Source organism: Filomicrobium sp. (assembly GCF_025698805.1).
Lineage (GTDB): Bacteria > Pseudomonadota > Alphaproteobacteria > Rhizobiales > Hyphomicrobiaceae > Filomicrobium > Filomicrobium insigne.
In genome coordinates this window covers 362,260-385,392 of the sequence record NZ_JAILWT010000003.1, presented here as the reverse complement: position 1 = coordinate 385,392, position 23,133 = coordinate 362,260, and the positions used below count along the sequence as shown (strand labels likewise).

General features: G+C 59.6%; 24 protein-coding genes and 1 riboswitch. Of the genes, 17 read left to right on the top strand and 7 right to left on the bottom strand.

The features are described from left to right. Positions 1-3 precede the first annotated feature (3 nt). Complete coding sequence (gene cobI, locus K5845_RS09180; protein ID WP_287958843.1) at positions 4-729, top strand: precorrin-2 C(20)-methyltransferase; 726 nt, start codon at positions 4-6, stop codon at positions 727-729. Further along, positions 726-1,475 carry a precorrin-3B C(17)-methyltransferase gene (cobJ, locus tag K5845_RS09175; RefSeq protein WP_287958842.1) on the top strand — a complete coding sequence of 250 codons (750 nt, stop codon included), beginning with the start codon at positions 726-728 and terminating at the stop codon, positions 1,473-1,475. The genes cobI and cobJ overlap by 4 nt, the downstream gene beginning before the upstream one ends. Here the strand turns inward: cobJ and K5845_RS09170 are convergent. Next, complete coding sequence (locus K5845_RS09170) at positions 1,451-2,197, bottom strand: cobalt-precorrin-6A reductase (RefSeq protein WP_287958841.1); 747 nt, start codon at positions 2,195-2,197, stop codon at positions 1,451-1,453. The two genes, cobJ and K5845_RS09170, sit on opposite strands and share 25 nt — an antisense overlap. Here K5845_RS09170 and cbiE point away from each other — a divergent pair. The 10 genes from cbiE to K5845_RS09120 all read left to right on the top strand — a co-directional run bounded on the left by cbiE (position 2,196) and on the right by K5845_RS09120 (position 12,960). Beyond that, on the top strand, positions 2,196-3,377 hold the full coding sequence (cbiE, locus tag K5845_RS09165) for a precorrin-6y C5,15-methyltransferase (decarboxylating) subunit CbiE (protein ID WP_287958840.1): 1,182 nt from the start codon (positions 2,196-2,198) through the stop codon (positions 3,375-3,377). The two genes, K5845_RS09170 and cbiE, sit on opposite strands and share 2 nt — an antisense overlap. Then, positions 3,374-3,751 (top strand): cobalamin biosynthesis protein, encoded by a 378-nt coding sequence (locus K5845_RS09160; RefSeq protein WP_287958839.1) that lies wholly within the window; start codon positions 3,374-3,376, stop codon positions 3,749-3,751. Before cbiE ends, K5845_RS09160 begins: the two co-directional genes overlap by 4 nt. After that, entirely contained in the window at positions 3,748-4,530 is a 783-nt protein-coding gene (cobM, locus tag K5845_RS09155; protein WP_046479018.1) for a precorrin-4 C(11)-methyltransferase, read from the top strand. Before K5845_RS09160 ends, cobM begins: the two co-directional genes overlap by 4 nt. After that, a complete protein-coding gene (locus tag K5845_RS09150) occupies positions 4,530-5,861 on the top strand; it encodes a cobyrinic acid a,c-diamide synthase CobB (protein WP_502814129.1) in 1,332 nt (443 codons plus the stop codon). The genes cobM and K5845_RS09150 overlap by 1 nt, the downstream gene beginning before the upstream one ends. After that, positions 5,858-6,616, top strand: coding sequence for a uroporphyrinogen-III C-methyltransferase (gene cobA / locus K5845_RS09145; RefSeq protein ID WP_090229004.1), 759 nt, complete (start codon positions 5,858-5,860; stop codon positions 6,614-6,616). The genes K5845_RS09150 and cobA overlap by 4 nt, the downstream gene beginning before the upstream one ends. Before the next feature lie 120 nt (positions 6,617-6,736). Next, positions 6,737-7,414, top strand: coding sequence for an energy-coupling factor ABC transporter permease (locus K5845_RS09140; RefSeq protein WP_287958838.1), 678 nt, complete (start codon positions 6,737-6,739; stop codon positions 7,412-7,414). Between the two features lie 60 nt (positions 7,415-7,474). Further along, a complete protein-coding gene (cobF, locus tag K5845_RS09135; protein ID WP_046479014.1) occupies positions 7,475-8,242 on the top strand; it encodes a precorrin-6A synthase (deacetylating) in 768 nt (255 codons plus the stop codon). An 80-nt stretch (positions 8,243-8,322) separates the two neighbouring features. Next, positions 8,323-8,546: riboswitch (cobalamin riboswitch) on the top strand. A 241-nt stretch (positions 8,547-8,787) separates the two neighbouring features. After that, the gene (locus K5845_RS09130; RefSeq protein WP_287958837.1) at positions 8,788-11,052 is read left to right on the top strand and encodes a TonB-dependent receptor; all 2,265 of its coding nucleotides are present in this window, start codon (positions 8,788-8,790) and stop codon (positions 11,050-11,052) included. Position 11,053: 1 nt separating this feature from the next. Continuing rightward, positions 11,054-12,580, top strand: coding sequence for a PepSY domain-containing protein (locus tag K5845_RS09125; RefSeq protein WP_287958836.1), 1,527 nt, complete (start codon positions 11,054-11,056; stop codon positions 12,578-12,580). A gap of 167 nt (positions 12,581-12,747) precedes the next feature. Further along, entirely contained in the window at positions 12,748-12,960 is a 213-nt protein-coding gene (locus K5845_RS09120; RefSeq protein ID WP_046479012.1) for a TOBE domain-containing protein, read from the top strand. A 39-nt stretch (positions 12,961-12,999) separates the two neighbouring features. On the opposite strand, the gene K5845_RS09115 is transcribed toward K5845_RS09120, so the two are convergent. From K5845_RS09115 to soxR, 5 genes are all read right to left on the bottom strand, one after another. Beyond that, entirely contained in the window at positions 13,000-13,812 is an 813-nt protein-coding gene (locus tag K5845_RS09115; RefSeq protein WP_090229439.1) for an ABC transporter ATP-binding protein, read from the bottom strand. Continuing rightward, positions 13,809-14,855 (bottom strand): FecCD family ABC transporter permease, encoded by a 1,047-nt coding sequence (locus tag K5845_RS09110; protein WP_090229010.1) that lies wholly within the window; start codon positions 14,853-14,855, stop codon positions 13,809-13,811. The genes K5845_RS09115 and K5845_RS09110 overlap by 4 nt, the downstream gene beginning before the upstream one ends. Beyond that, positions 14,813-15,874: an iron ABC transporter substrate-binding protein gene (locus tag K5845_RS09105; protein ID WP_046479010.1), complete on the bottom strand. Its 1,062-nt coding sequence runs from the start codon at positions 15,872-15,874 to the stop codon at positions 14,813-14,815. Before K5845_RS09105 ends, K5845_RS09110 begins: the two co-directional genes overlap by 43 nt. Positions 15,875-15,947: 73 nt before the next feature. Then, positions 15,948-16,805 (bottom strand): molybdate ABC transporter substrate-binding protein, encoded by an 858-nt coding sequence (locus K5845_RS09100; protein ID WP_287958835.1) that lies wholly within the window; start codon positions 16,803-16,805, stop codon positions 15,948-15,950. Between the two features lie 186 nt (positions 16,806-16,991). Beyond that, positions 16,992-17,447, bottom strand: a complete 456-nt coding sequence (soxR, locus tag K5845_RS09095; protein WP_046480611.1) for a redox-sensitive transcriptional activator SoxR — start codon at positions 17,445-17,447, stop codon at positions 16,992-16,994. A gap of 78 nt (positions 17,448-17,525) precedes the next feature. Here soxR and K5845_RS09090 point away from each other — a divergent pair, with 78 nt between their 5' ends. After that, a complete protein-coding gene (locus tag K5845_RS09090) occupies positions 17,526-18,350 on the top strand; it encodes an arylamine N-acetyltransferase family protein (protein WP_287958834.1) in 825 nt (274 codons plus the stop codon). 35 nt (positions 18,351-18,385) lie between these two features. On the opposite strand, the gene K5845_RS09085 is transcribed toward K5845_RS09090, so the two are convergent. Further along, positions 18,386-18,868, bottom strand: coding sequence for a GNAT family N-acetyltransferase (locus K5845_RS09085; RefSeq protein WP_046479008.1), 483 nt, complete (start codon positions 18,866-18,868; stop codon positions 18,386-18,388). Positions 18,869-19,047: 179 nt separating this feature from the next. Between K5845_RS09085 and K5845_RS09080 the strand changes: the two genes are divergently transcribed. From K5845_RS09080 to K5845_RS09065, 4 genes are all read left to right on the top strand, one after another. Then, complete coding sequence (locus tag K5845_RS09080) at positions 19,048-19,707, top strand: nitroreductase family protein (RefSeq protein WP_052743919.1); 660 nt, start codon at positions 19,048-19,050, stop codon at positions 19,705-19,707. A 312-nt stretch (positions 19,708-20,019) separates the two neighbouring features. Next, on the top strand, positions 20,020-20,925 hold the full coding sequence (locus K5845_RS09075) for a LysR family transcriptional regulator (protein ID WP_046479007.1): 906 nt from the start codon (positions 20,020-20,022) through the stop codon (positions 20,923-20,925). Positions 20,926-21,086: 161 nt separating this feature from the next. Beyond that, the gene (locus K5845_RS09070) at positions 21,087-21,560 is read left to right on the top strand and encodes a formate dehydrogenase subunit gamma (protein ID WP_046479006.1); all 474 of its coding nucleotides are present in this window, start codon (positions 21,087-21,089) and stop codon (positions 21,558-21,560) included. Continuing rightward, a complete protein-coding gene (locus K5845_RS09065; RefSeq protein ID WP_287958833.1) occupies positions 21,557-23,128 on the top strand; it encodes a formate dehydrogenase beta subunit in 1,572 nt (523 codons plus the stop codon). Before K5845_RS09070 ends, K5845_RS09065 begins: the two co-directional genes overlap by 4 nt. Positions 23,129-23,133: the final 5 nt, after the last annotated feature.

The window sequence follows — 23,133 nt, the reverse complement described above, 5'->3', positions numbered from 1 at the left end:
GCGATGGCCAGGATCATCTGCACAGGGCTGGGGCCCGGAGATCCCGAATTGATGAGCGTCAGATCATATCGCCTGATACAGTCCGCGCGTCAGATCGCCTTTTTCCGTAAGAAGGGTCGGCCCGGCGTAGCGCGCCAGATCGTGAACGGGCTCTTGCCAGAGAACGTCATCGAACACGCGATGGAATATCCGGTCACGACCGAAATCGCGTTCGATAGTCCGGAATATGTCGCACAACTTGCTGCATTCTACGACGACTGGGCCGCTCGGCTTGCGGCCCTCGAAGGCGAAGTCATTGTGCTGTGTGAGGGAGACCCATTCTTCTATGGCTCCTTCATGCATCTGCACACCCGCTTGAAAGGGCGCACGGAGGTCGAGATCGTGCCGGGCATTTCGGGCATGTCCGGCTGTTGGACCGCCACAGGCGAACCCATCACATGGGGTGATGATGTTCTGACCGTTCTGATGGGCACGCTGCCCGAAGACGAACTGACCCGGCACATCAAAACCGCGGATGCGCTGGTCATAATGAAAACCGGACGCAACCTAGAAAAGATACGACGCGCTTTTGCTGCAGCCGACAGGCTGGACGACGCTTGGCTCGTCGAACGCGGCACGATGGATGGACAAAAGAAGGTCCGACTCGCGGAAGCAAAACACGCTGAATGTCCCTACTTCTCCATCGTGCTTTTGCACGGCAAAGGCCGTCGGCCGGAGGTGCGGGAATGAGCGATGTATTCTTAAATGGATCGCTCACCATCGCCGGTCTGGGGCCGGGCGATACGGCCATGATGACGCCGGAGGTCAGCGCGGCGATCGCACAGGCTAGTGATGTCGTTGGGTACAATTCCTACGTCGCGCGAATTCCGCCGCGCGAGGGCTTACGGCTCCACGCTTCCGATAACAGAGTAGAGCTTGATCGCGCACGCCATGCATTGCAACTCGCCTCGGATGGCGGCCACGTGGTGGTCGTATCGTCAGGCGATCCAGGCGTTTTTGCGATGGCATCCGCGGTGTTCGAAGCGTTGGAAAGCGCCCCCGAATACCTTGACGTCGAGATCAGCGTGCTGCCCGGGATCACGGCGATGCTCGCCGCGGCCGCACGCGCAGGTGCGCCCCTTGGTCACGACTTCTGCGCCATAAACCTGTCGGACAACCTCAAACCGTGGGAGCTCGTAGAGCGCCGACTGCAATTGGCGATCGAAGGCGACTTCGCTGTGGCTCTCTACAACCCACGTTCAGCAAGCAGGCCTCAGCAGTTCGCCCGCGCCCTAGAAATTTTACGCGCAGGATGTGGGCCGGATCGGTTGATTACGTTCGCGCGCGCAGTCACGACGCCTGCCGAACGGATCGTGACCGTGCCCCTCTCCGAGGCGAAAGCGGACATGGCCGACATGCGTACGGTTGTCATCGTCGGCAATTCCGCGACCCGGCGGGTTGGACGATACGTCTACACACCGAGGTCCGCGCCATGATGTATCCAAGCCATCACGGTCTCAACGCTGTCGGTCACATTCCGGTTCGGAAGCACGGGGCGGTCAATCATGATCACCGGCAACCGCAGACGGCGCGCGGCAACAAGCTTCGCTTCGGCACCTTCGCCGCCCGAATTCTTCGCAACAACATGCGTGATGCGATGCGTGGTAAGCAGCGCCTCATCTTCCGCAATGCTGAAGGGGCCGCGCGCGATAATGGCGAAGGCGTCTGGCAGCGGAAGAGCGCCGGGCGTGTCCACCAACCGCAGCAGATAGTGATGATGCGGGGCGGACGCGAACGTCGAAAGGTTTTGCTTCCCGATGGCGAGAAAAATTCGCGACGGCGCTTGTGGAAGAGCCGCGACGGCCGCTTCGATATCCGGCACGCGCTGCCACTGATCTTCAACTTCGGGAGCCCAGGGTGCGCGCTCGAAAGCGAGAAGCGGAACCCCCGTGATTTGGCATGCGGTGATCGCGTTCCGGCTCATCTGCGCCGCGAATGGATGCGTCGCATCGACGACCTGCGTGATCGCAGCCTCGCGCAAATAGCGGGCCAGCCCCTCAGCACCACCAAAGCCACCGACCCGCGTCGGAAGGGGTTGCGCCTTCGGCAGGCTGGTGCGTCCGGCATAAGAGAACACAGCGTCCACCCCAGCCTCTGCAAAGACTCGGGCCAAACGACTGGCTTCCGTTGTGCCGCCCAGAAGGAGGACGCGTGTCATGACTGATCCGTGGCTTTCGATAATCGGCATCGGCGAAGATGGCGTGAAGGGCCTGTCTGATGCAAGTCGCAGTGCATTGGAAGGCGCTGAAGTCGTCTTCGGAGGACCACGCCACCTGGAGCTTGCGGAAATCGGTGGGCGGGGGCGTCCTTGGCCGGTACCTTTCTCTGTAAAACCAGTACTTGATTTACGCGGTCGCAACGTTGCCGTACTGGCATCTGGCAATCCCTTCTGGTACGGCGCCGGGAGCACACTTGCAGAGTGTCTCGGAGCCAGCGAGTGGCGCGCGTTTCCCACACCTTCGACATTTGCAATAGCAGCGGCCCGGCTAGGGTGGCGGTTGGAAGAGACCCACTGTGTTGGTCTTCACGCCGCCCCCTTTGAACGACTGCTTCCACACATAGGTCGCGGGCGACGCCTGATTTGCCTGATGCGTGATGCGGCGGCCGTTACGGCACTGGGCCAGTGGCTTGATCAAAGAGGCTTTGGCAAGTCGATGCTCTGGGTCATGGAGGCGCTCGGCGGCCCCAATGAGCGCATTCGGTCTGTTCACGCGGCCGATCTCGCTTTCAACGATACGTGTGCGCCAGTAGCTCTCGCGATAGAGGTCGCCGGAGGCGCAGGGTGGCAGCGGAGTTCCGGTCTGTCGGACGATGCATTCGCGCACGACGGGCAGATCACAAAACGCGCGATTCGCGCCGTCACCCTCTCAAGTCTTGCGCCACGGCATGGTGAGCACTTGTGGGACATCGGCGGTGGTTCCGGTTCGGTTTCAATCGAATGGGCATTAGCGGGCGGCACCGCGACGACCATCGAGCCGAAAGCTGAGCGCGGGGAAATTATTCGCATGAACGCTGCCCAATTCGGTGTCACGGAAGCGGTCAAAGTTGTCGAAGGCAGTGCCCCCGAGGCGCTAAAGGACCTGGCGCATGCCGACGCGGTGTTCATCGGCGGCGGCGTATCAGATGCGCTGCTGGAGAAGCTCTGGAGCGTCCTGTCCCCGGGAACGCGCCTCGTCGCCAATGCAGTCACGCTTGAAAGCGAAAGCCTGATCGCCGGCTGGCACGGGCGCTGCGGTGGCTCCCTCATGCGCATCGAAACTGCGGAAGTGCAGCCGCTCGGGCAGAAGCGCGGATGGGTTTCCGCGCGGCCCGTAACTCAGTGGAGCGTAACGCGATGAGAGTGGCAGGTTTCGGGTTCCGAAAAGGCGCGACGCAGATGGCATTGGCCGACGCGCTGGAGAAGGCGCGCGCGTTTGCAGGCGAGGTCCCCATTGCGGCGTTGGCGACGCACGTCAGCAAGAGCGGGCATCCCGCGATCCAGGCGCTTGCGTCAAAGTTCGCGCTGCCGGTTCTGTCGCTGGATGAGCGAGCCCTTTCCAGTGTGCAGACGAAAACGCAGTCCGAGCGCGTCACTGCGCTTTTTGGAACTGGAAGCCTTGCTGAAGCGGCAGCGCTCGCTGCTGCCGGAGCGGGTGCACGGCTGGTGTGTCCCAGGGTGATTTCATCTGACGGCATGGCGGTTGCCGCAATCGCGGAAGGAGCTGGACCATGACGGTACATTTCATCGGAGCTGGCCCCGGTGCAGCTGACCTTATCACGTTGCGGGGACGAGATCTCATCGCAGCTTGCCCAGTTTGCCTCTATGCGGGATCACTGGTTCCTGAAGCGTTGTTGAGCCACTGCCCGCCGGGCGCGCGGATCGTCAACACGGCCCCCCTATCACTCGACGAGATCATTGCCGAAATCGTCAGTGCGGATGAGGCTGATTTGGATGTCGCGCGATTGCATTCCGGCGACCTGTCTGTTTGGTCCGCAATGGGAGAACAGCTGCGACGCCTGCGTGAGCTTGGCATCGCCTACGACGTCACACCGGGCGTACCTGCGTTTTCCGCGGCTGCAGCCGCGCTGGGTCAGGAACTGACTTTGCCCGGCGTTGCTCAGTCGGTGATCCTCACGCGAACGTCGGGGCGCGCAACGGCTATGCCTGAGGGGGAAACGCTCGCGGCATTTGCGGCGACCGGCGCGACCCTCGCCCTGCATTTATCGATCCATATGTTGGATCGTGTCGTCGCGGAGTTGATCCCTCATTACGGGTCGGATTGTCCCGTCGCCATCGTATGGCGCGCAAGCTGGCCCGATCAGCGGATTGAACGGGCGACCCTCGCCACGCTCGACAGTGCAATCGGTGAGGAACTCGAACGCACAGCTCTCATTTTTGTAGGCCGCACGATCGGGGCGGAACGCTTCGACGAAAGCCGCCTCTATGCAGGCGACTATGACCGCCGCTATCGGCCCGTCGGCACGAACCCAAGATTCCCGGAGGGCGCGTGATGGCTGGCCAGTTGCCACCTGGATTGATGATCTCCGCACCCCGTTCGGGAAGCGGAAAGACGACCTTGATGTTAGGCCTCTTGGGCGTACTCCGCCGTCGGGGTCGCGACGTCCAGCCGTTCAAGAGCGGTCCGGATTATATCGATACAGGTTTTCACACAGCAGCCATCGAAGCGGCGAGGCGTTCGACCAATCTCGATACCTGGGCTATGGGCGCAGCTGAGATATCTCATCACGTAGCCACGGCTGCAGGAGCAGATCTTATCCTCGCGGAAGGCTCGATGGGCCTCTTCGATGGTGTCGCGCGCACAGGCGCATCCGGCACTGGTGCAAGTGCTGACCTCGCGGCCATGATGGACTGGCCAGTGGTTCTGGTCCTCGATGTCTCCGGGCACGCGCAATCGGCAGCCGCAGTGGCGCTCGGCTTCGCGACCATGCGCGCCAATGTAAAGCTCGCAGGTGTCGTGCTGAATCGTGTGGCGAGCGCACGCCACGAGGCTTTGGTCCGAGCAGGGATGAAGGACGTTGGCATCACGGTACTTGGTGCATTGCCGCGCCAGAAAGAAATCGCGGTTCCCGAGCGGCACCTGGGCCTTGTGCAAGCCGAAGAACAAAGCACGCTTCCATCCATCTTGGCGGAAATGGCCGACTTCATTGAGAAGCATCTGGATATCGACGCACTAGTTGCAACCGCGGGCGTGACCACGCCTCAGAGCGGTCAAACCACCAACGGTACCTCTCCTCCCGGCCAACGTATTGCGCTAGCGCGTGACGCCGCGTTTTCCTTTGTCTATCCGCACCTCCTCGAAGCCTGGCGGAAGGCCGGAGCGGAAATCATTCCGTTTTCCCCTCTGGCGGATGAGACACCCGATCCCGACGCCGACTGTTGCTGGCTCCCCGGCGGATACCCGGAACTTCATGCCGGGTGCATCGCGCAGGCAAGCAAATTCCGTGACGCTTTGAAAAACTTCGCCGCAACGCGTCCGGTTCACGGCGAGTGCGGAGGCTACATGGCGTTGGGCGAGGCTCTCATCGACGCCGACGGGCAACGGCACGAGATGACTGGCTTACTTGGCCTTGTCACCTCCTACGAAAAACGCCGCATGCACCTCGGATACCGGCTCGCGACTTTGACGGCACCCATTCCCGGACGGCAGCCCGGGGCGCGGCTTCGTGGGCACGAGTTCCACTATTCCACCATTCTCACACAACCCGATGAGCCGCTTGCCGACGTCGTCGACGCAGAAGGCACGCGTGTTCCCGAGACGGGCTCCCGCCGCGGGCATGTAACCGGGAGCTTCTTTCATCTTATCGCGGAGGCAGCGGCATGAGCGGTTTCGTCTCTTTCGTATCCGCGGGCCCAGGCGATCCTGAGCTGCTGACGCTAAAAGCGGTCGATCGGCTGCGGCGTGCTGACGCCGTGCTTTTCGACGACTTCTGTTCGGGTCCGATCCTGACGCATGTTCGCGATGGCGCCGATCTGGTTGGTGTCGGAAAACGCGCGGGGCGCACGTCGCCCAAGCAGCATCACGTCAGTCGTTTGTTAGTCGACTATGCACGGACGGGTGTACGGGTCGTGCGGCTTAAGTCCGGAGATGCGGGCATCTTCGGCCGCCTCGAAGAAGAGATAACAGCGCTCGCCGCCGAAGGGATCGAATACGAAGTGATCCCAGGCGTGACGGCAGCTTCGGCCGCAGCTGCCTCCGCAGGTATTCCGCTCACGCGGAGATTGGTCGCGCGCCGCGTGCAATTCGTGACGGGGCACGATGTCACCGGCGCGTTGCCTGAGGATTTGAACATGGCAGCGCTGGCCGACGCAGAAGCCACGACAGTGGTCTACATGGGACGGCGGACATTCAAAATTCTGGCCGAGCGGTTGATTGCAGCAGGTCTGCCCGCAAGCACGCCTGCCCTTCTCGCCGAAGCAATCTCTAGTCCTGACCAGCGGCTCTACCGCAGCACCGTCGTGGAGTTAGCCCAAGAGCTTTCCTCTGAAGATCAGTCATCAGCGCCGGCCTTGATCCTGTTCGGCGCTCTTGCCCCCGAACTATCCACAGCCAAAGCGGAGGAGATAGCCACAGACTGACAACGCAAATCTTTTCCACGCCACGCAACACGGTCAGAAGGCCTCTGCCGGCTGACGCGAAATGCATCCAACTTGACCTTGATCGACCGATCGCCGTCCAGGACGGCTAGGAGACCTGACATGCACATCGAACCTGGTATCGTAACCGGCGCGAAAATCGCGCTCAGCTACGCCACCGCCGCAGGCGCGGGCGCCTACACCCTAAAATTGGCGGTCGATACGCTGCGCACCAAAGGATTGGCCTCGCTTGCCGTGCGCAGTGCCGCGGCTACCGCGCTGGTTTTCTCGTTTTTTGAAGTGTTTCCACATTACCCGGTTGGGGTTTCCGAGGTTCATTTCATTCTCGGCTCGACGCTCTTTCTGATATTCGGAGCCGCGCCCGCTGCCATTGGATTGGCACTTGGCCTGTTGATCCAGGGACTGCTTTTCGCACCGTTCGATTTGCCACAGTACGGGATGAACGTGACCACGCTTCTGGTTCCTCTCTTTGCCGTAGCAGCATTGGCCGAACGCATCATTCCAGCAAAGACTCCCTATGTTGATCTCACATACCGTCAGACACTCGCGCTCTCAACGGCCTACCAGAGCGGTGTTGTGCTTTGGGTTGGCTTCTGGGCGCTCTACGGACATGGATTTGCTGCCGACAATCTCAACGCGATCGCGATGTTTGGCGGTGCTTATCTTCTGGTCATCGTGGTTGAGCCGTTGGCGGACCTGGCCGTTCTTGCCATCGCCAAGACATTGCATGGCTTCAGGGATTCCGGCCTTGTCGCGCCGCGCCTTCATCATGCGGCCTGAGATTGAAAACCTTTATATGGGCCGCACGGGCATCGTTACGTGCGGCCCCAAAGGCAAACTATGACCGAATTGCTTCTCGTTGGGATTGGAACCGGAAATCCGGAACATCTGACGTTGCAGGCTGTGCGCGCGCTCAATAGCGCCGATCTGATTTTGATCCCACGAAAGGGAAAGAACAAAGCCGACTTGGCGGAGTTGAGACGCACGATATGCGAAGAGGTCATCAGCAACCCCGCAACCCAGATCGTGGAATTCGAACTCCCGAAACGTGACGCCGATAATCCCAATTATCGCCAAGGCGTGGACGACTGGCATGATGCGATTGCATCGGTATGGGCAGAAGCAATGGATGGCCTGCCGGATCAGGCGCGTGTCGCGTTGCTCGTCTGGGGTGATCCTTCACTTTACGATAGTACGATGCGCATAGCCGCGCGCCTCAAACCTGCGCCGGAGATATCCGTTATTCCAGGCATCACCTCGATGCAGGGTCTGACAGCCGCACATAAAATTCCACTCAACACCATTGGCACGCCCGTCCTGATCACAACGGGACGGCGCTTGCGCGAAGAGGGCTGGCCGGATGGCGCGGATCGTTTGCTGGTCATGCTGGATGGGGAGTGCAGCTTTCAGCATATCCCGTCAGATGGGGTGATGATCTGGTGGGGCGCATACGTTGGCATGCGGGAAGAAATTCTCTTGAGCGGCGCCTTACGCGAGATGATGGATGAAATCGTTGAGACGCGTGCTGCCGCACGGGCGCATCATGGCTGGATCATGGACATCTATCTGCTGAGCCGTGAGCCTGAAGGTGATGGGGAAAGCGCGTAGGAGCGTTGCATTCCTGTCCCCCTCTGTTCATAGCCTCTGTGTACCGCAGATTTAGCGTTGACATCCGTTTCAATCTAACGCGTTTTAAGAGGCGTAACGGTTTCGCTACGTGCGCGAGCATGTAGATGACGAAGAGGGAACACGGTGAGGTACCTTAGCGTATCAACGCCGTGGCTGCGCCCGCAACTGTAAGCGGCAAGTCTCCTCCAAACATGCCACTGGCGCTTCGCGTTGAAGCCCGGGAAGGTCGGAGAGAGATGTTCGAGCCGCGAGCCAGGAGACCTGCCGTTGCGAGTCGCCCTTTCACCGTGCGGGCCGCGCGGATGAACGGACCACCCGAGTGGCGACTGATGTGCAACCGATTGGGAGCAGCGTCAGGCATGCCTAGGGTCTTGAAAACTCACTGACAGACTTAAAAGAACCGCGCAGTTCAACACGCGCGCGCCTGTGTCGTTGCAACCTGTTGCCGCGGCCAGCGTGGCTGCTCTGCGTGGGCTAGGAAGTGTCCGCCGTTTCTCCCGTCCATAGTCTGTGACGGGATCATCATGTCGAATGTCCTTGGAATACCTTCACTACACGCTTCGCGTTTGAGCCTATTAGCACTTGCCGTCGTCGCCCCCGCCTTCGCTGGCAAAGCCATGTCGCAAACTGCGCCAGCAGCCAATGAGGCGGTGGAACTCCCCACCATCGAAGTGACGACGCAGCAAACCTCTTCGGCGAAACCAAAGCCGAAAAAGCCTCAGGCCGGGGCAACAGCGGTGTCGCAACCGATCCCGACAACTCTCGCCGAAACGGCATCCGCCAGCACGGGGCAGGGAGAAACGAAACCTGGCTTGAACCTCGATGCACCCGCTGCAACAGGCAGTCGGCTTGGGCTGACGCCGCTGGAGACGCCAGCGAGCGTGGAGATCATTCCCGCGCAATCCATTCGCGAGCGTGGACAGCAGTCTGTCACAGAAGCAGTCACCCAGAACGCCACCGGCTTTACATCTGCCGCAGCTCCCGGCAACGGCGGCAGCAGTCTCACGGCTCGTGGTTTCGTCGGCCATGGTTCGGTGATGCAGCTTTACGATGGCACGCGTCTTTATGTGGGCTCGGGCACCGTTTCGTTTCCCTTCGACACGTGGTCGGCCGAACGCATTGAAGTGCTCCGTGGTCCGGCCTCCGTTCTTTATGGAGAAGGCGCAATCGGCGGCGTCGTCAACGTCGTGCCGAAAAAGCCGACCGACTATTTTACGCATGAAGCCGAGATCGCGATCGGCACCGATGCCACGAAACGCTTCGGCATTGGTTCTGGCGGCCCGATCAGTGACAGTCTCGCCTATCGCTTCGATGCCAGCGGCATCAAGTCTGACGGCTGGCTCGATGACGAGGGAGACTTCAGCTCAATCGCGGTATCTGGAGCTCTGCGGTGGCGCCCGACGAGCGACTTGTCCTTCACCGTTTCACACGACTACGGCGATCAGTCCCCTCTGCGCTATTGGGGCACGCCGCTCATCAACGGCACGGTGCCGGACAGCATTCGCTTCAAGAGTTACAACGCCCGCGACAGCGACGTTCACTACCGGGATAACTGGACCCAGTTCAAGACGGAGTGGAAACCGGCAGATTGGATTGAACTGAGCAACACCGCCTACCGTCTGACCAGCAACCGTCACTGGCGCAACGTCGAGTCCTATGCGTACAACGCGGGCCGTATAGATCGGTCCTCCTATATCGAGATCTTTCATGATCAGGAGCAGATCGGAAATCGGTTGGATGCCACGGTCCGCACTGCTCTTCCGGGCGGCGTCAAGAACGAGATGGTGGTCGGCTTTGACGTCAACCGCATCGACTTCCGCCACACGAACAATTCTCCATACAGCGGCGCATCCGATGTCGATCCGTTCAACCCGCATCCGGGCTGGTTCATAAACACGGACGGTACACGTCCGAAGTTCGATACCGAGACCTCGCAGTATGCGCTCTTCGCCGAGGATCGGCTGAAGCTGTCCAACCAACTTTCGCTCGTGGCTGGCATCCGCCTCGACCGGCCGACGATGGAGCGGCACGATCTCATAACCGGAGAACGCTTCACGAAGGAGTTTTCAAACGTCACATGGCGGGCGGGCGCGGTTTACAGCCCGCTGCCGGGGCTTGCGTTTTACGGGCAGTATGCGACGGGCGTCGATCCCATTGGAGGACTGATCACGCTCAGCAAATCAAACGCTGAGTACGATCTTGCAACGGGGCGTCAGATTGAAATCGGCGTAAAACAATCGTTCTGGAACGGACGAGGCGAATGGACCCTGGCAGGCTACGACATCGAGAAGAAGAACCTTCTCTCGCGCGACCCTGACAATCCGGACATCGTCCAGCAGGTTGGTCGGCAATCTTCGCGTGGCGTTGAGGCTTCGCTTGCCCTGCAGCTCACCGACACGCTCCGATATGAGGGCAACGTCGCATTGCTCGAGGCGCGCTATGATGAGTACATCGGCTCAGGCGGAATCAACTACGCCGGCAAGCGCCCGAGGAACGTGCCGGAGCAGGTCATCAATAGCTGGCTGACTTGGGCATTTCTTCCCGATTGGGAAGCCCGCATCGGCGCACAGTGGGTTGGCTCCATCTACAGTGACGATGCCAACCTCGTGGAGCGCCCCGACTTCACGGTCGTTAACCTGGGGCTCGACTATCACGTGACCGAAAAGAGCGCAGTTTCCCTGCGCGTCTTCAACGTCTTCGACGAGGTCTATACGACGGGCGGGAGCACAACCGAGTGGCAACTTGCACCCCCGCGCTCGGCTGAATTGAGCTACCGGATCAAGTACTGACATGATCCGGCTTGAAGGACCCCGCGCCTTCACCACTCCGTCGCGCGCGCCCAATGGTGTCGCGCGGCGGACGGTGAAGACCGCCAAGCGCTGGCTGTACCTCTTTCATCGTTGGCTAGGTGTGGCGACCTGCGTGCTCTGCGTCATGTGGTTCTTGTCGGGCCTCGTGATGCTCTACGTGCCCTTTCCGAATTGGAGTGATCAGGAACGCATCGCGGCACTTCCAACTGTCGATACGACGCGTGTGAATGTCACGCCGGACGTCGCGTTGGCCAAGGCGGGAACGAACATCTACCCGACCGCCTTCCGGCTTGAAATGCTCGGAGAGACGCCGGTTTACCGCATCGTGGCAGGTGGCAAACACGTCGTGATTTCCGCAGAGACGGGAGACGAGATCGGGAGCGTCAGTGCAGAGGACGCCGCGCAGCATCTGTTCAAGGTCTTTCCTGGCGTCTCCCACCGCCTGATGGAGACGCTGGACCATGACCAGTGGACGGTGACACGCCGCTACGACGCGCACCGCCCGCTCTATCGCTTCGCCATTGATGATGGCCGGGGGACAATCGTCTATGTGTCCTCCCAAACCGGCGAGATCGTGCAGAACGCGACGCGGACCGAACGCTTCTGGAATTGGCTCGGGGCGATCCCGCATTGGATCTACTTCACGCCAATTCGCCGGGATCAGCAGCTATGGCGTCAATCCGTCATGTGGCTCTCGGGCCCCCTCGTCATAGGTGCGATCACAGGGCTCTGGATCGGCATTCTGAGACTACGCGTACGTAAACCGTACAAGGGCGGCCGCGTCACGCCCTATCGCGGCTGGATGAAATGGCATCACATCGGAGGACTGGTGGGCGGGATTTTCCTGACAACCTGGATCTTCAGTGGATGGCTCTCCGTCAATCCATTCCAAATGTTCACACGCACGCAAGTCACGCAGGAACAGCGGACGGGCTACGCTGGTTGGACGCCGGCGAGCACCTCAGGTGTAACACCCGAAGCCCTCAACGCTGTTGGCCGGCAGCAGCCCACGGACATTTCGTTTTCCTGGATCGGCGGACAGCCCTTCATAATCGCGCGCAATCACAGCACGACAGCACTCGCAGAGGCGAAAACCGGCGTCACAACGCAGATAGAAAATGACGTCTTATTAGAGGCGGCGCGCCACGTGCGGCCCAGAAACCAAATCGTCGAAACGGAAGTCCTCACCCAGGAAGACGTCTATTGGTATTCGCATCACCGACAACGACCGCTCCCGGTCATCAGGGCGATGTTCGACGATCCTGCGGCGACATGGTTGTTCCTCGATCCGGCGACGGGAGCGATCGCGGGCCTAAGCGACAGTAGCGGCAGGATATACCGCTGGTTGTTCAACTTCTTTCATGACTACGACCTGCCGATCTTGCTGCGCAACCAGCCCGCACGAGACATCATCATTTGGGTGTTGTCCCTCGCCGGACTCGTCATTTCGGTGTCGGGCATTGTGATCGGATGGCGAACGCTTAGACGCAGCGCAAAGCGCTCTTGACCAGGTGGCTGAGAGGGGAAGAACGCGGGTTAGCCCTAGTTTCCCGTAGTTGCGCCGACGGATTGTCTAACGGCGCGTACTGGCGCTATCGTCGCAAAACCGGTCGGCGCTTTGGCTCCGCTCCGGTTCGGAACGTTCGAAAGCCTCTAACCGCAGGAGACCACCCCATGAAGTTGAGCGCACGCAACGTGCTTTCCGGCACAGTCACCGAGATCAAGAAGGGTGCCGTGGCCGCACAGGTCAAAATCGATGTCGGTGGTGGCAACACCATTACCTCGACGGTCACGGTTGATGCTGTCGAAGACCTCGGACTGGCACCGGGCAAGCCGGTTAAAGCCGTCATCAAAGCCAGCGAGGTGATCCTCGGTATCGATAGCTAGAGTGCTCGGCTTTCCGATAAGAAGCCCTGGCAAAGCGTGTTAGCGCAGGCGGCCCGTTTCGTAATCGGGCGCACAAAGGGTGCGTCCGCCATCCAGGTCGACAAGGGACACGTTGACCCCGTAGACGGTTTGCAATGCCTGCGGTGTAAGCACTGCCGCAGGCGGTCCTTGTGACATGAGGCGTCCGTTATGCATCAACGCGACGGTGTCCGCGACGCTGAAGGCATGATCGGGATCATGGGTGGAAAGCACGATGGCAAGGCCAAGGCCTTTGAGACGTTTGATTTCCGACAGCACGGTAACCTGATTGCCGAAATCCAAGCTCGCCGTCGGTTCATCCATGACGATCGCCGGAGCATCTTGCGCCAGGGCCCGCGCGATTAAAGCGAGCTGCCGCTGCCCACCGCTGATGCGTGTGTATTCCACTTCGGAAAGTTCATCGATGCCAAGCGCGCCCAAAGCTTCATGGGCCTTGCTGCGATCTGCGGGAGACGGCGCGGCGAAGAGACCGAGGTGGGCCGTGCGCCCCATCACCACCATATCGATGACCCGATAAGGGAATTGAGCGGCATGCGCCTGCGGTACGTAGGCAACCCGACGTGCGATGTCGGCACGAGCGAGAGAGATGATTGGTTGCCCGTCGATCAGCACCTCGCCGGCTTGTGCCGGTAGCAATCCCAGCATTGTCTTGAACAATGTTGTCTTGCCACAGCCGTTAGGGCCTAGCAGGCAAAGGACCTCACCGGGAGCAATGCCCAAAGAGATGTCTCGGCCGACAGCGTAGCCCGGATATCCAGTGCCGAGCTCGCGCGTGACGATGATGGGTGTGCGAAGGGGAGCTGCTTGGTTCATGACCATCCGTCCCGGCCGCGCGCAAGCAACCAAAGGAAGAACGGCGCACCAATAATCGCCGTCAGAATGCCGAGCGGGATCTCCGTAACCGTGAGGGACCGCGCCACCGTATCGACCAAGAGCAAATAACCGCCGCCCATCAGCATGGAAGCAGGCAACAGGCGTTCGAAGTTCGGGCCCACGAGCATGCGGGCGAGATGTGGAATGACGAGACCGACCCAACCGATAACGCCAGAGATGGCAACGACACTCGCGGTCATGAGCGTCGCGGCAAAAATCACAACGAGCCTGAGTTTGCTTGAATCAACGCCGAGGGCCTTGGCCTCTTCATCTCCGAGCGAAAGGACGTTGATGCGCCAGCGCAGCAGGATGAGAGGAATGAGCGCGATGAGAACGAGCGGCGCGGCGTTGATAACGTCGGCATTGCGGATGCTGGACAAGCTGCCGAGCAGCCAGAAGACAATGGCCGGCAACTGATCGTAGGGATCGGCGAGGATCTTTAAAAGCGAGATCGCCGCACCCGTAAGGGAACCCACAACAACCCCGGCCAGCACGAGCACCAGGATCGGCTCACGCCCCCGCACCATGCTGGCAATGAGATAGACCACGCCAACAGTGGCCAGCCCCATTGCAAACGCCGAAAATTGAATGGCCCATATCGGCAACGAGAAGAAAATACCGATGACGGCACCGAGCCCGGCGCCCGATGAGACGCCGAGGATGTCCGGCGAAACGAGCGGATTCCGAAAGAGACCTTGATAGGCAGCACCGGCCGCGGCGAGAGCCGCACCCGCGAGAACACCCGCAAAGACCCGCGGCAGCCGGATTTCAAATAGAACGGTGTCCGTGGTTCCGATAGGATCTTGTCCGGTGAGCCAACGCCATATGGCGGCGAGCATCTCACCAAAGCTGATGGGATAAGCACCTGTGGATGCCGCCACGGCTATCAGGACGACGAGCAAGCCCGTCAATCCGAACAAGATGGCGGTGGGATGCTCGCTCAGCGTGCGCCGGCGTTCGAGGGTGCTTGTCCCTTCGACCATTCGATCAGCGTCTCCAATTCGGCATCGCTCAGATCCACGTGGTAGAATAGCTTATAAAACTCACGCGTCATGGCGTTGAGATCGCCGCCGAGTTTGTCAGGATAGAAAAGACCCGCAAGCCATTTCAGGCCGATGACCCGATTGATTGACGGTGGCCGGTCAATCCACCCGAACGGCGCCACGGGACTGAGGTAGACTCGCCGACGCTCGACGGCTTCTATCCCCGACCACAACGGATCTTTGTAGACATTCTCGTAAAAGATCGGGTCCCAGGTGATGATGGTGTCGGGGTTGGCGACGATTACCTGTTCGATGGACGCGCGCACGATGCCGCGCTGACCGGGCGCGTCGGCAACGTTCCGCCCGCCCGCCCGTTCGATGATTTCAGTATTGATTGATCCTTTGACGCCCGTCTCAAGTCCATCCGGGCCACGGGCTAGATAGACGCGGGGACGATCGCTCTCGAGTATGGATGCGATTACAGAATCAATCTCGTTGAAAGTTTTCTCAACATAACTGGCGAGTGTTTCGGCGCGCTCCTCAACGGCGAGGATTTTGCCGAGCAACCGCAAGGATGCGGGAGTCGCAGCAAACCGTCCATCGATCAGGGCATACGGGATGCCCGTCTGCGACTGCACTGCGTTGGCAAGCGAGATGTAGGTGTCCCGCACCGAGCCGAAATCAAGAATGAGATCGGGCTTTACGCGCAAAACGACTTCGAGATTGGCCGTGCCGCCTCTGCCCGTAAGGCGCCCGAGTGCGGGAAGGTCGCGAAAAGGCTCTGCAACATAAGGAGCCTCGGCCGGACGCAACGGGTTTGGCCAGCCGGTCATTTTCTCCGGAGCTAGGACATAGAGTAAAATCGAAGCCGGGGGCCCCGCCGCGAAGACCTTGGTGATCTGCTCCGGCACATTGATGGGGCGCCCACCGGAATCGACAAGCTCGCGCGCCAAAGCGCTTGAGCCTGACAGCCAAGCCAGAGCGAGAAAACAAACCTTGAGCTGGCGGTATATCGACACGAGCGACCTGCTAGTTGGAATGCACGGGGGAGAGTAGCCGCGCCGTGCGTTAAAGCAAACCGCACGCGCGGCGCTACTTGCCGGCTGGAAGCACATCATCTCCCTTGCCAAATCCATACTCTGCGAGGATCGCTTGCGCGTCCGGGCCGAGAATGAAGTTGGCAAGAGCATCAGCCTCCGCTGGCGCTGAAGCCATTACAGCAAGACCATAATCAGCACCGACAGCCAACGCGTTCGGGATATCGACAATGACGAGCGATGGCGTGTCTTTCTTAGCCAGCACTGCATTCGTGCAGTAGGTCAGAAACAAGTCGGCTCTGTCTTCAGACATAACCCACGCATAGAGGTGCCGACCTTCTGGTGGTTTGGCGGAGTCGGGTCCACCGGTCAGCTTCAAGGCCTTGCTTTCAAGCTTGGCCTGAGCACCTGCCTTAAGAGGCTCGGCCTTGGCAAACAGCGCAAAAGCATAGTCCCCTGACGGGTCCGCTTTCGGTGTGGAAGTCCCGACACGAACCTTTTCGTCAAGCATCGTGTCCAGAAGGGTCTCCGAGGTGACTGCGAGACCGGGCTTCACGAGAGCACAAAGCTGGTTGCGGGCGAACATCTTCACAGAGCCGGATATCTTTCCGGCTTCGGCGAGCTTTTTGGGATGAGCCATATTCGCCGATGCAAAGACGTGCGCGGGCTCGCCCTTTTCGATGCGCCCCCGCAGCAAACCGGAAGGGCCGAACGTCGTTTTAACGCTCTGCTGTCCGCCGGACTTTTGCTCGAAAGCTTTCGCGACATCCGTCAGCGCGGCCTTCAGGCTCCCCGCCGCGTAGAGATTGATATCTTCAGCGGAAGTCACGGCCGTGGTCCATCCCGCGAAGACGGCACTCAGCACCGCAACCTTGAATGCGCATCCGCATTTCCCATACCCTCGTTCAGCCACCGCCGTATCCCCTTGCATGCTGCATTTTTAAGTATTCTACGGTTTGGACGACGCAATGCAATAAATCATAGATAAAGATGCAAATTATGCAGCATCGGGGCGCTGTTCACCCGGGATTTCCGCTCAACGAATGAGCGTGCGCGCGACACAACCGTCACCCCCGGGAACGCGTGAGGTCGTCACCGTTCAATCGAAGGCCCGTGCGCCGGGACCGTGGAGATGGGCTTCGTCGTCGGGATTACGTAACGGGCACTGCTTTAATGACAGGCAGCCGCAACCGATGCAGCCGTTCAAGTCGTCACGGAGCTGGGTCAGTTTTGAAATGCGGTCATCAAGCTCCTCTTTCCACCGCGCGGATAACTTCCGCCAGTCTTGAGCTGTAGGCGATCGGTCCGCAGGCAGGACTTTTAACGCCTCGGAAATGGCAGCCAACGGGACGCCGGTGCGTTGCGCCACCTTGATGATGGCGACGCGGCGTAGGACATCGCGAGAATAGCGGCGCTGATTGCCCGTCGTACGCCAGCTCGTGATCAGCCCCTTCGACTCATAAAAGTGGAGAGTAGACACCGCGAGACCGCTACGGTCGGCGACCTCTCCCACGGAGAGATCTTTGGCGAGACCAGAGTTTGTTTTGCTTGCCATTTTTTGCTTTACCTCAAGTATGCTTGAGGTTTTATAGAGGGGCTCCGGATTGTTCAATAGATCGGGAGCACGCATGTAATGGAAGCGAATTTGGATCTCGGCGCGTACTTTAAGCGCATCAATTATTCCGGGCCGGACACGCCCTCCCTCGAGACGCTGAGAACACTGCAGGCCAAACACACTGCAGCTATCGCGTTCGAGAATCTCGATTCATTTCTCGGCCGTCAGGTCTTCCTGAATATCAGCGCGCTCCAATCCAAACTCGTTCATGGAAGACGCGGCGGATACTGCTTCGAGCAGAATACGCTCCTTGCAAGTGTGCTCAAATCATTGGGATACAAGGTCCGCGGGCTCGCGGCGCGGGTCCTATGGAACCAGCCGCCTGGCACTGTCGTCGAAAGAAGCCACATGTTGCTGTTCGTCGAAGTCCAAGAGACGCCGTACATTGTCGACGTCGGTTTCGGCGGCAATACACCGACAGCGCCGTTGCGGCTTGAGGCCGATATCGAGCAATCCACTCCAAACGAACCGTTCCGACTGACGGAAGCTGAAGGTGACTGGATTCTGGAGCTATGGGACGGTCGAGAGTGGAGATCAATCTATCGGTTTGATCTTCAGGGACACTATCCGCCCGACTACGAGGTCTCCAACTACTATGTCTCAACGCATCCAGCGTCTCCGTTCAGACGCCGTTTGATCGCATCTCGGCCGATTCGTGGCGTGCGCTATGCTCTCGCCAATAACCGCCTGACCCTGCACCGGTTCGGTCAAGAGCCGGAGCGGCATTTCTTGGAAACAGTGAGCGAGATGCGGCACGCGTTGGAGACCATTTTTCTTCTCGCTTTGCCGAGGTATCGGGAACTGGATGAGGCGCTTGCAGGCGTTCTCGACAGTTACCCCTGACAGGAAGGGACCGGTCTCTGGACCAACCTTGATCTCTACAACGTTTGATACATGACGTAGGTGTCGACAAAGCCAAGCGTCGGGTGGTGGAAGGCGGCGGGAAGAGTTCCGACGATCTCGAAGCCGTGACGCAGCCACAGAGCGACCGCACGCGTATTGGTGCTCACCACAAAGTTAAACTGCATGGCCCGAAAGCCGAGAGCCTCAGCGTGTCGCAACGCATGCGCGCACATGGCTCCAGCGACACCGCGTCCGGTAGTATGACTATCGACCATGAACGCACAGTTGGCGACGTGCGCACCCCCACCCATTTGGTTCGCGTGGAGATAGTAAGTCCCAAGAATCTGGTCTTCGTCCTCCGCAATAAACACGTCGTGTCCGGGCTGGAGCCAATAGGCCAGGGCTTCATCTTGGGTCCAGTCGGCGGGCAAGGCGTAAGTCTCACCAGCGCGCAACACAGGTTCAATGATGCACCATACGGCGTCGCTGTCAGCATGCGTGTAAGGACGGATAATCATCGGCTGGCTGCTAAAGAACTCGGAGGAAGTCGGCAAGAGAGAAAGTATGACTGAGCTGAGCCTCGGAGAACATTCTTGTCAGTCGGATGACAGCCGTTATCATCCGGGCGGGAAGCGAGAGCTGATTTTCGCTTTTTGGCAGAGATAGCTCTGTCCGGGCTGATAACAACTGAGAACACATGGCAGCCAAAGCGCAAAAGCCCGTCAATGACGACAATGCCGAACTAAGTGCGTTGATCAACGGTGAGCCGTTGACGGGGACAGCGCGTGAGGCGTTCTTCGAGACTCTTTTTTCTCGTCGATCAGTAGCGCCGAAACGGCTGGGTGCACCCGGACCGTCGCAAGACGAACTCGAACTCATCATCGCGGCAGGCTTGACTGCTCCCGACCATGGCCCACTCCGTCCGTGGCGTTTTCTGCGAGTGCCCGACGAGCGGCGTGCGCATCTTGCGAATCTTTTTGCGGAAGAAAAGCGACTCTATCAGCCCGAGGCCACAGAGGCCGAGGTTGAAGCAGAACGCGCGCGCGCCTTTAACGCGCCTACACTCATCGCACTTTTGGTCGACATTACAGAGAACCATCCCAAGGTGCCGGTCCATGAGCAGTACATCTCTTTGGGAGCTGCGGCAGCCAATATGCTTCTCGCCTGTCACGCGATGGGTTACGGCGCCATGATGACCAGCGGGCGCAAAATCGATACGCCGACACTTCAGCAGGCCTTCTGCAAAAAGCCCTCAGAACGGCTAATCGGCTTCCTCTCAATTGGAACAGCAATGCGCCCGCCGAAGACACGAGTGCCCGTCACGCGCGAAGATCACTTCGAGGACTGGACCGGCTGACACGGCGCCCCACCAGGGGGCGATCCGAAGACGACCTCAAATCAAAGGCACAACCATAAGGTGCGAGAAAGCATGAGAATTCGCCATGTCAGGGCCAGCTGGCGGCCGAAATATCGTATGCATAAATTTCAAAACAGACTCATAAAAATGTAATTCACACATAGACAGAGTAAATTTTGCACGACCGTTGAGGTTGAGCTATGGTTGCTCCATAGGCTGAAGCCGCCGCTGCAGATCGGTTCAACGGAACCCGGATAACGGCTCAGCACCACACGGATGCCAGGGCAGCTACGGCCGCCCCCTCTAGGTCGCATGATCGAAAAACTCGAATTATTGCTGCATCTCGCCCGCGAGCGGCATTTTGGTAGGGCTGCGCAGTCCGCCGGCGTGACTCAGCCGACGCTCTCGTCCGCCGTCAAAAGTCTTGAAGATCAGTTTGGAGTGCTCCTCGTCGAGCGCGGATCACGCTTTCAGGGCTTCACGCCGGAGGGGCAGCGAATTCTAACCTGGGCGCGTCAATTGTCCGGCGACGCTCGGGCGATGCGCCAGGAGATCGAAGCGCTGCGGCGCAACTTGTCCGGCGAGCTGCGCGTTGGGGTCATCCCGACAGCCTTGCCGATCATGACGAGGTTGACGCTGCCATTTCGCGAGCGCTGCCGTGACGTCCGCCTGAGAATTACCTCGATGGCGTCCGTTGAGATTTTGGCGACGCTCGATAATCTCGAAATTGATGTGGGCATTTCATATTTGGATTCCGAGCCCCTGGGGCGTTTCAAAGGAATGCACCTTTACGAGGAGCGCTATGCGCTGCTCACTGCTCCTGACGGTCCTTTCGCAGATCGCGACTCGGTAGGTTGGCTTGAGGCTGGCAGCCTGCCGCTCTGCCAGTTGTCTTCCGACATGCAGAATCGCCGCTTGATTGAACGCCATCTCCGCGATGCCGGTGCGAATCCCACGTGCACGCTCGAATCCAATTCGATGCTAATCTTGTACGCCCACGTGAGGACGGGGGAATGGGCCAGCATCATTCCTGTATGTTTTGCTGAAGAAATGGCCCGTCCGGGCCGCTTGCGGGCAATCCCGATCGTTGAACCGACGATCACACACTCGATCGGCTTGATTCTGCCGAACCGCGAGACCCACACCCCCAACGTCAGCAAGTTTCTTAGGGTCGCCGAGCGTGTCTTCGCGCGTGCGGACGAGCTGCATCCGGCTTGACGCTGTGGATTGCTGCGGCGCAGCATGAGAAATCGTAACGCACAGTATAAGCATGGAAAAATGGAACGATAAGCATGTGCAATCGCACAACGGAACAGCTCTATTGAAACTTAGAACCATCCCAAACAAGGTCGGACAACGCAAATTCTGGAGATAAAAGAATGCCCCGTCACGATGCCTGGAACGAAAGCGAGACGCTCGCAATCGTCTCCCGTCACGCGCACCGAGAAGGCCCACTTCTCCCAATCCTGCACGAAGTCCAAGAGACCTTCGGTTGTGTGCCCGAGGCTGCTGTTCCGGTCATAGCCCAAGCGCTGAACCTATCGCGCGCTGAAGTGCACGGATGTGTCACATTTTATCATGATTTCCGCGATGCGCCGGCGGGTCACTACGTTCTCAAGGTGTGCCGGGCTGAGGCCTGTCAAGCGATGGGCTGCGAATCGCTCGTGAAAAAGGCGGAAGACCGCATCGGCGTTGCGTGCGGTGAGACCACCCCCGATGGCCGCGTCACGCTGGAAGCCGTCTATTGTCTGGGGCTTTGCGCAACGGCGCCGTCCGCCATGTTCGATGGCCGTTTGATTGGCCGTCTCGATGTCGAAAAACTCGAAGCAATTCTCGGCGAGGCCGGCGCATGACAAAACGGATTTTTATTCCGCGCGATGCCGCGGCCGTCGCCTGTGGAGCTGATGACGTTGCGAAGCGTTTCGCATTGCTGGCTGAGCAGGCGAAAATAGACGTCGAGATTGTGCGCAATGGTTCGCGCGGCATGTTGTGGTTGGAGCCGCTCGTCGAGATAGAAGATCAGGGCAAGCGTTACGCGTTTGGTCCAATCGCACCGGCCGACGTTGATGGCCTTGTCGCAGAACTCAGCCAGGGCGCGGCAGCCGCAGGCATCAAGACGTCGAAAGCGCTGGGTCTTACGGAGGAGATTCCCTTCTTTAAGCGTCAGACACGGCTGACGTTTGCGCGCTGCGGGATCACGGATCCTGTCTCGCTCGCAGACTATAAAGCACATGGCGGATATGAAGGACTCGCAAAGGCGCTTGCGTTGGAGCCCTCAGGCATTATCGACGAGGTCAAGAAATCAGGCTTGCGAGGGCGCGGCGGCGCGGGGTTCCCAACGGGCATCAAGTGGCAAACGGTCCACGATGCCAGGGCTGATCAGAAGTACATCGTCTGCAATGCTGACGAGGGCGATAGCGGAACCTTTGCGGATCGCATGATCATGGAAGGCGATCCCTTCGTCCTCATCGAAGGCATGACGATCGCCGGTATCGCCGTTGGGGCGACCCGCGGCTATATCTATCTGCGCTCTGAGTACCCCCACGCAGCGACAGCGCTGAACGAAGCGATCGACACGGCAAAGGCAGCGGGTTACCTCGGCCAGACTGTTTGTGGCTCGTCCCACGCTTTCGAGCTCGAAGTACGCCTCGGCGCGGGCGCCTACGTGTGCGGTGAGGAAACCTCCCTTCTGGAAAGCTTAGAGGGCAAGCGTGGTCTTGTGCGTGCCAAGCCCCCGCTTCCGGCGCACGAAGGCTTGTTTGGCAAGCCGACCATCATCAACAACGTACTATCCTTAGCGGCCGTACCTTTCATTCTTGCCGAGGGTGCGCAGGCCTATGCGGACTTCGGGATGGGGCGTTCGCGCGGAACGATGCCCATCCAGCTTGCCGGAAACATCAAGCAGGGCGGATTGTTCGAGGTTGCGTTCGGTATCACGCTGGGCGAGCTCGTCGAAGACGTCGGCGGTGGCACCGCTTCGGGCCGTCCCATCAAGGCCGTTCAGGTCGGTGGGCCGCTGGGCGCGTACTTCCCTCAGGACCTGTTTGATACGCCGTTTGATTATGAAGCTTTCACGGCGCGGGACGGCCTCATCGGCCATGGCGGCATCGTGGTGTTCGACGACACCGTCGACATGGCGCGGCAGGCCCGGTTCGCCTTTGACTTCTGCGCAATCGAGAGCTGCGGAAAATGCACACCGTGTCGGATCGGCGCGATCCGCGGCCGGGAGACCATGGACAAGATCATGGGCGGGCAGGATCGCGATAAGAACCTCGATCTGGTCGCGGACCTCTGCAACACGATGAAATTCGGTTCGCTGTGCGCGCTCGGCGGCTTCACGCCATATCCCGTTATGAGCGCCCTGACCCATTTTCCAGACGATTTTGGCCGTGCCCGCAAATTGCCGGCCGCAGCGGAGTAATGACA

What these genes read in the sequence shown, in the direction of transcription:
- K5845_RS09090 (WP_287958834.1), top strand. Translation starts at nt 17,526, where the DNA reads ATGGAAGCGAATTTGGATCTCGGCGCGTACTTTAAGCGCATCAATTAT.
- K5845_RS09080 (WP_052743919.1), top strand. Translation starts at nt 19,048, where the DNA reads ATGGCAGCCAAAGCGCAAAAGCCCGTCAATGACGACAATGCCGAACTA.
- K5845_RS09085 (WP_046479008.1), bottom strand. Translation starts at nt 18,868, where the DNA reads ATGATTATCCGTCCTTACACGCATGCTGACAGCGACGCCGTATGGTGC.
- K5845_RS09120 (WP_046479012.1), top strand. Translation starts at nt 12,748, where the DNA reads ATGAAGTTGAGCGCACGCAACGTGCTTTCCGGCACAGTCACCGAGATC.
- cobI (WP_287958843.1), top strand. Translation starts at nt 4, where the DNA reads ATGGCCAGGATCATCTGCACAGGGCTGGGGCCCGGAGATCCCGAATTG.
- K5845_RS09150 (WP_502814129.1), top strand. Translation starts at nt 4,530, where the DNA reads ATGGCTGGCCAGTTGCCACCTGGATTGATGATCTCCGCACCCCGTTCG.
- K5845_RS09070 (WP_046479006.1), top strand. Translation starts at nt 21,087, where the DNA reads ATGCCCCGTCACGATGCCTGGAACGAAAGCGAGACGCTCGCAATCGTC.
- cobJ (WP_287958842.1), top strand. Translation starts at nt 726, where the DNA reads ATGAGCGATGTATTCTTAAATGGATCGCTCACCATCGCCGGTCTGGGG.
- K5845_RS09115 (WP_090229439.1), bottom strand. Translation starts at nt 13,812, where the DNA reads ATGAACCAAGCAGCTCCCCTTCGCACACCCATCATCGTCACGCGCGAG.
- K5845_RS09110 (WP_090229010.1), bottom strand. Translation starts at nt 14,855, where the DNA reads ATGGTCGAAGGGACAAGCACCCTCGAACGCCGGCGCACGCTGAGCGAG.
- K5845_RS09065 (WP_287958833.1), top strand. Translation starts at nt 21,557, where the DNA reads ATGACAAAACGGATTTTTATTCCGCGCGATGCCGCGGCCGTCGCCTGT.
- K5845_RS09130 (WP_287958837.1), top strand. Translation starts at nt 8,788, where the DNA reads ATGTCGAATGTCCTTGGAATACCTTCACTACACGCTTCGCGTTTGAGC.
- K5845_RS09160 (WP_287958839.1), top strand. Translation starts at nt 3,374, where the DNA reads ATGAGAGTGGCAGGTTTCGGGTTCCGAAAAGGCGCGACGCAGATGGCA.
- cbiE (WP_287958840.1), top strand. Translation starts at nt 2,196, where the DNA reads ATGACTGATCCGTGGCTTTCGATAATCGGCATCGGCGAAGATGGCGTG.
- soxR (WP_046480611.1), bottom strand. Translation starts at nt 17,447, where the DNA reads ATGGCAAGCAAAACAAACTCTGGTCTCGCCAAAGATCTCTCCGTGGGA.
- K5845_RS09125 (WP_287958836.1), top strand. Translation starts at nt 11,054, where the DNA reads ATGATCCGGCTTGAAGGACCCCGCGCCTTCACCACTCCGTCGCGCGCG.
- cobF (WP_046479014.1), top strand. Translation starts at nt 7,475, where the DNA reads ATGACCGAATTGCTTCTCGTTGGGATTGGAACCGGAAATCCGGAACAT.
- cobM (WP_046479018.1), top strand. Translation starts at nt 3,748, where the DNA reads ATGACGGTACATTTCATCGGAGCTGGCCCCGGTGCAGCTGACCTTATC.
- cobA (WP_090229004.1), top strand. Translation starts at nt 5,858, where the DNA reads ATGAGCGGTTTCGTCTCTTTCGTATCCGCGGGCCCAGGCGATCCTGAG.
- K5845_RS09075 (WP_046479007.1), top strand. Translation starts at nt 20,020, where the DNA reads ATGATCGAAAAACTCGAATTATTGCTGCATCTCGCCCGCGAGCGGCAT.
- K5845_RS09170 (WP_287958841.1), bottom strand. Translation starts at nt 2,197, where the DNA reads ATGACACGCGTCCTCCTTCTGGGCGGCACAACGGAAGCCAGTCGTTTG.
- K5845_RS09140 (WP_287958838.1), top strand. Translation starts at nt 6,737, where the DNA reads ATGCACATCGAACCTGGTATCGTAACCGGCGCGAAAATCGCGCTCAGC.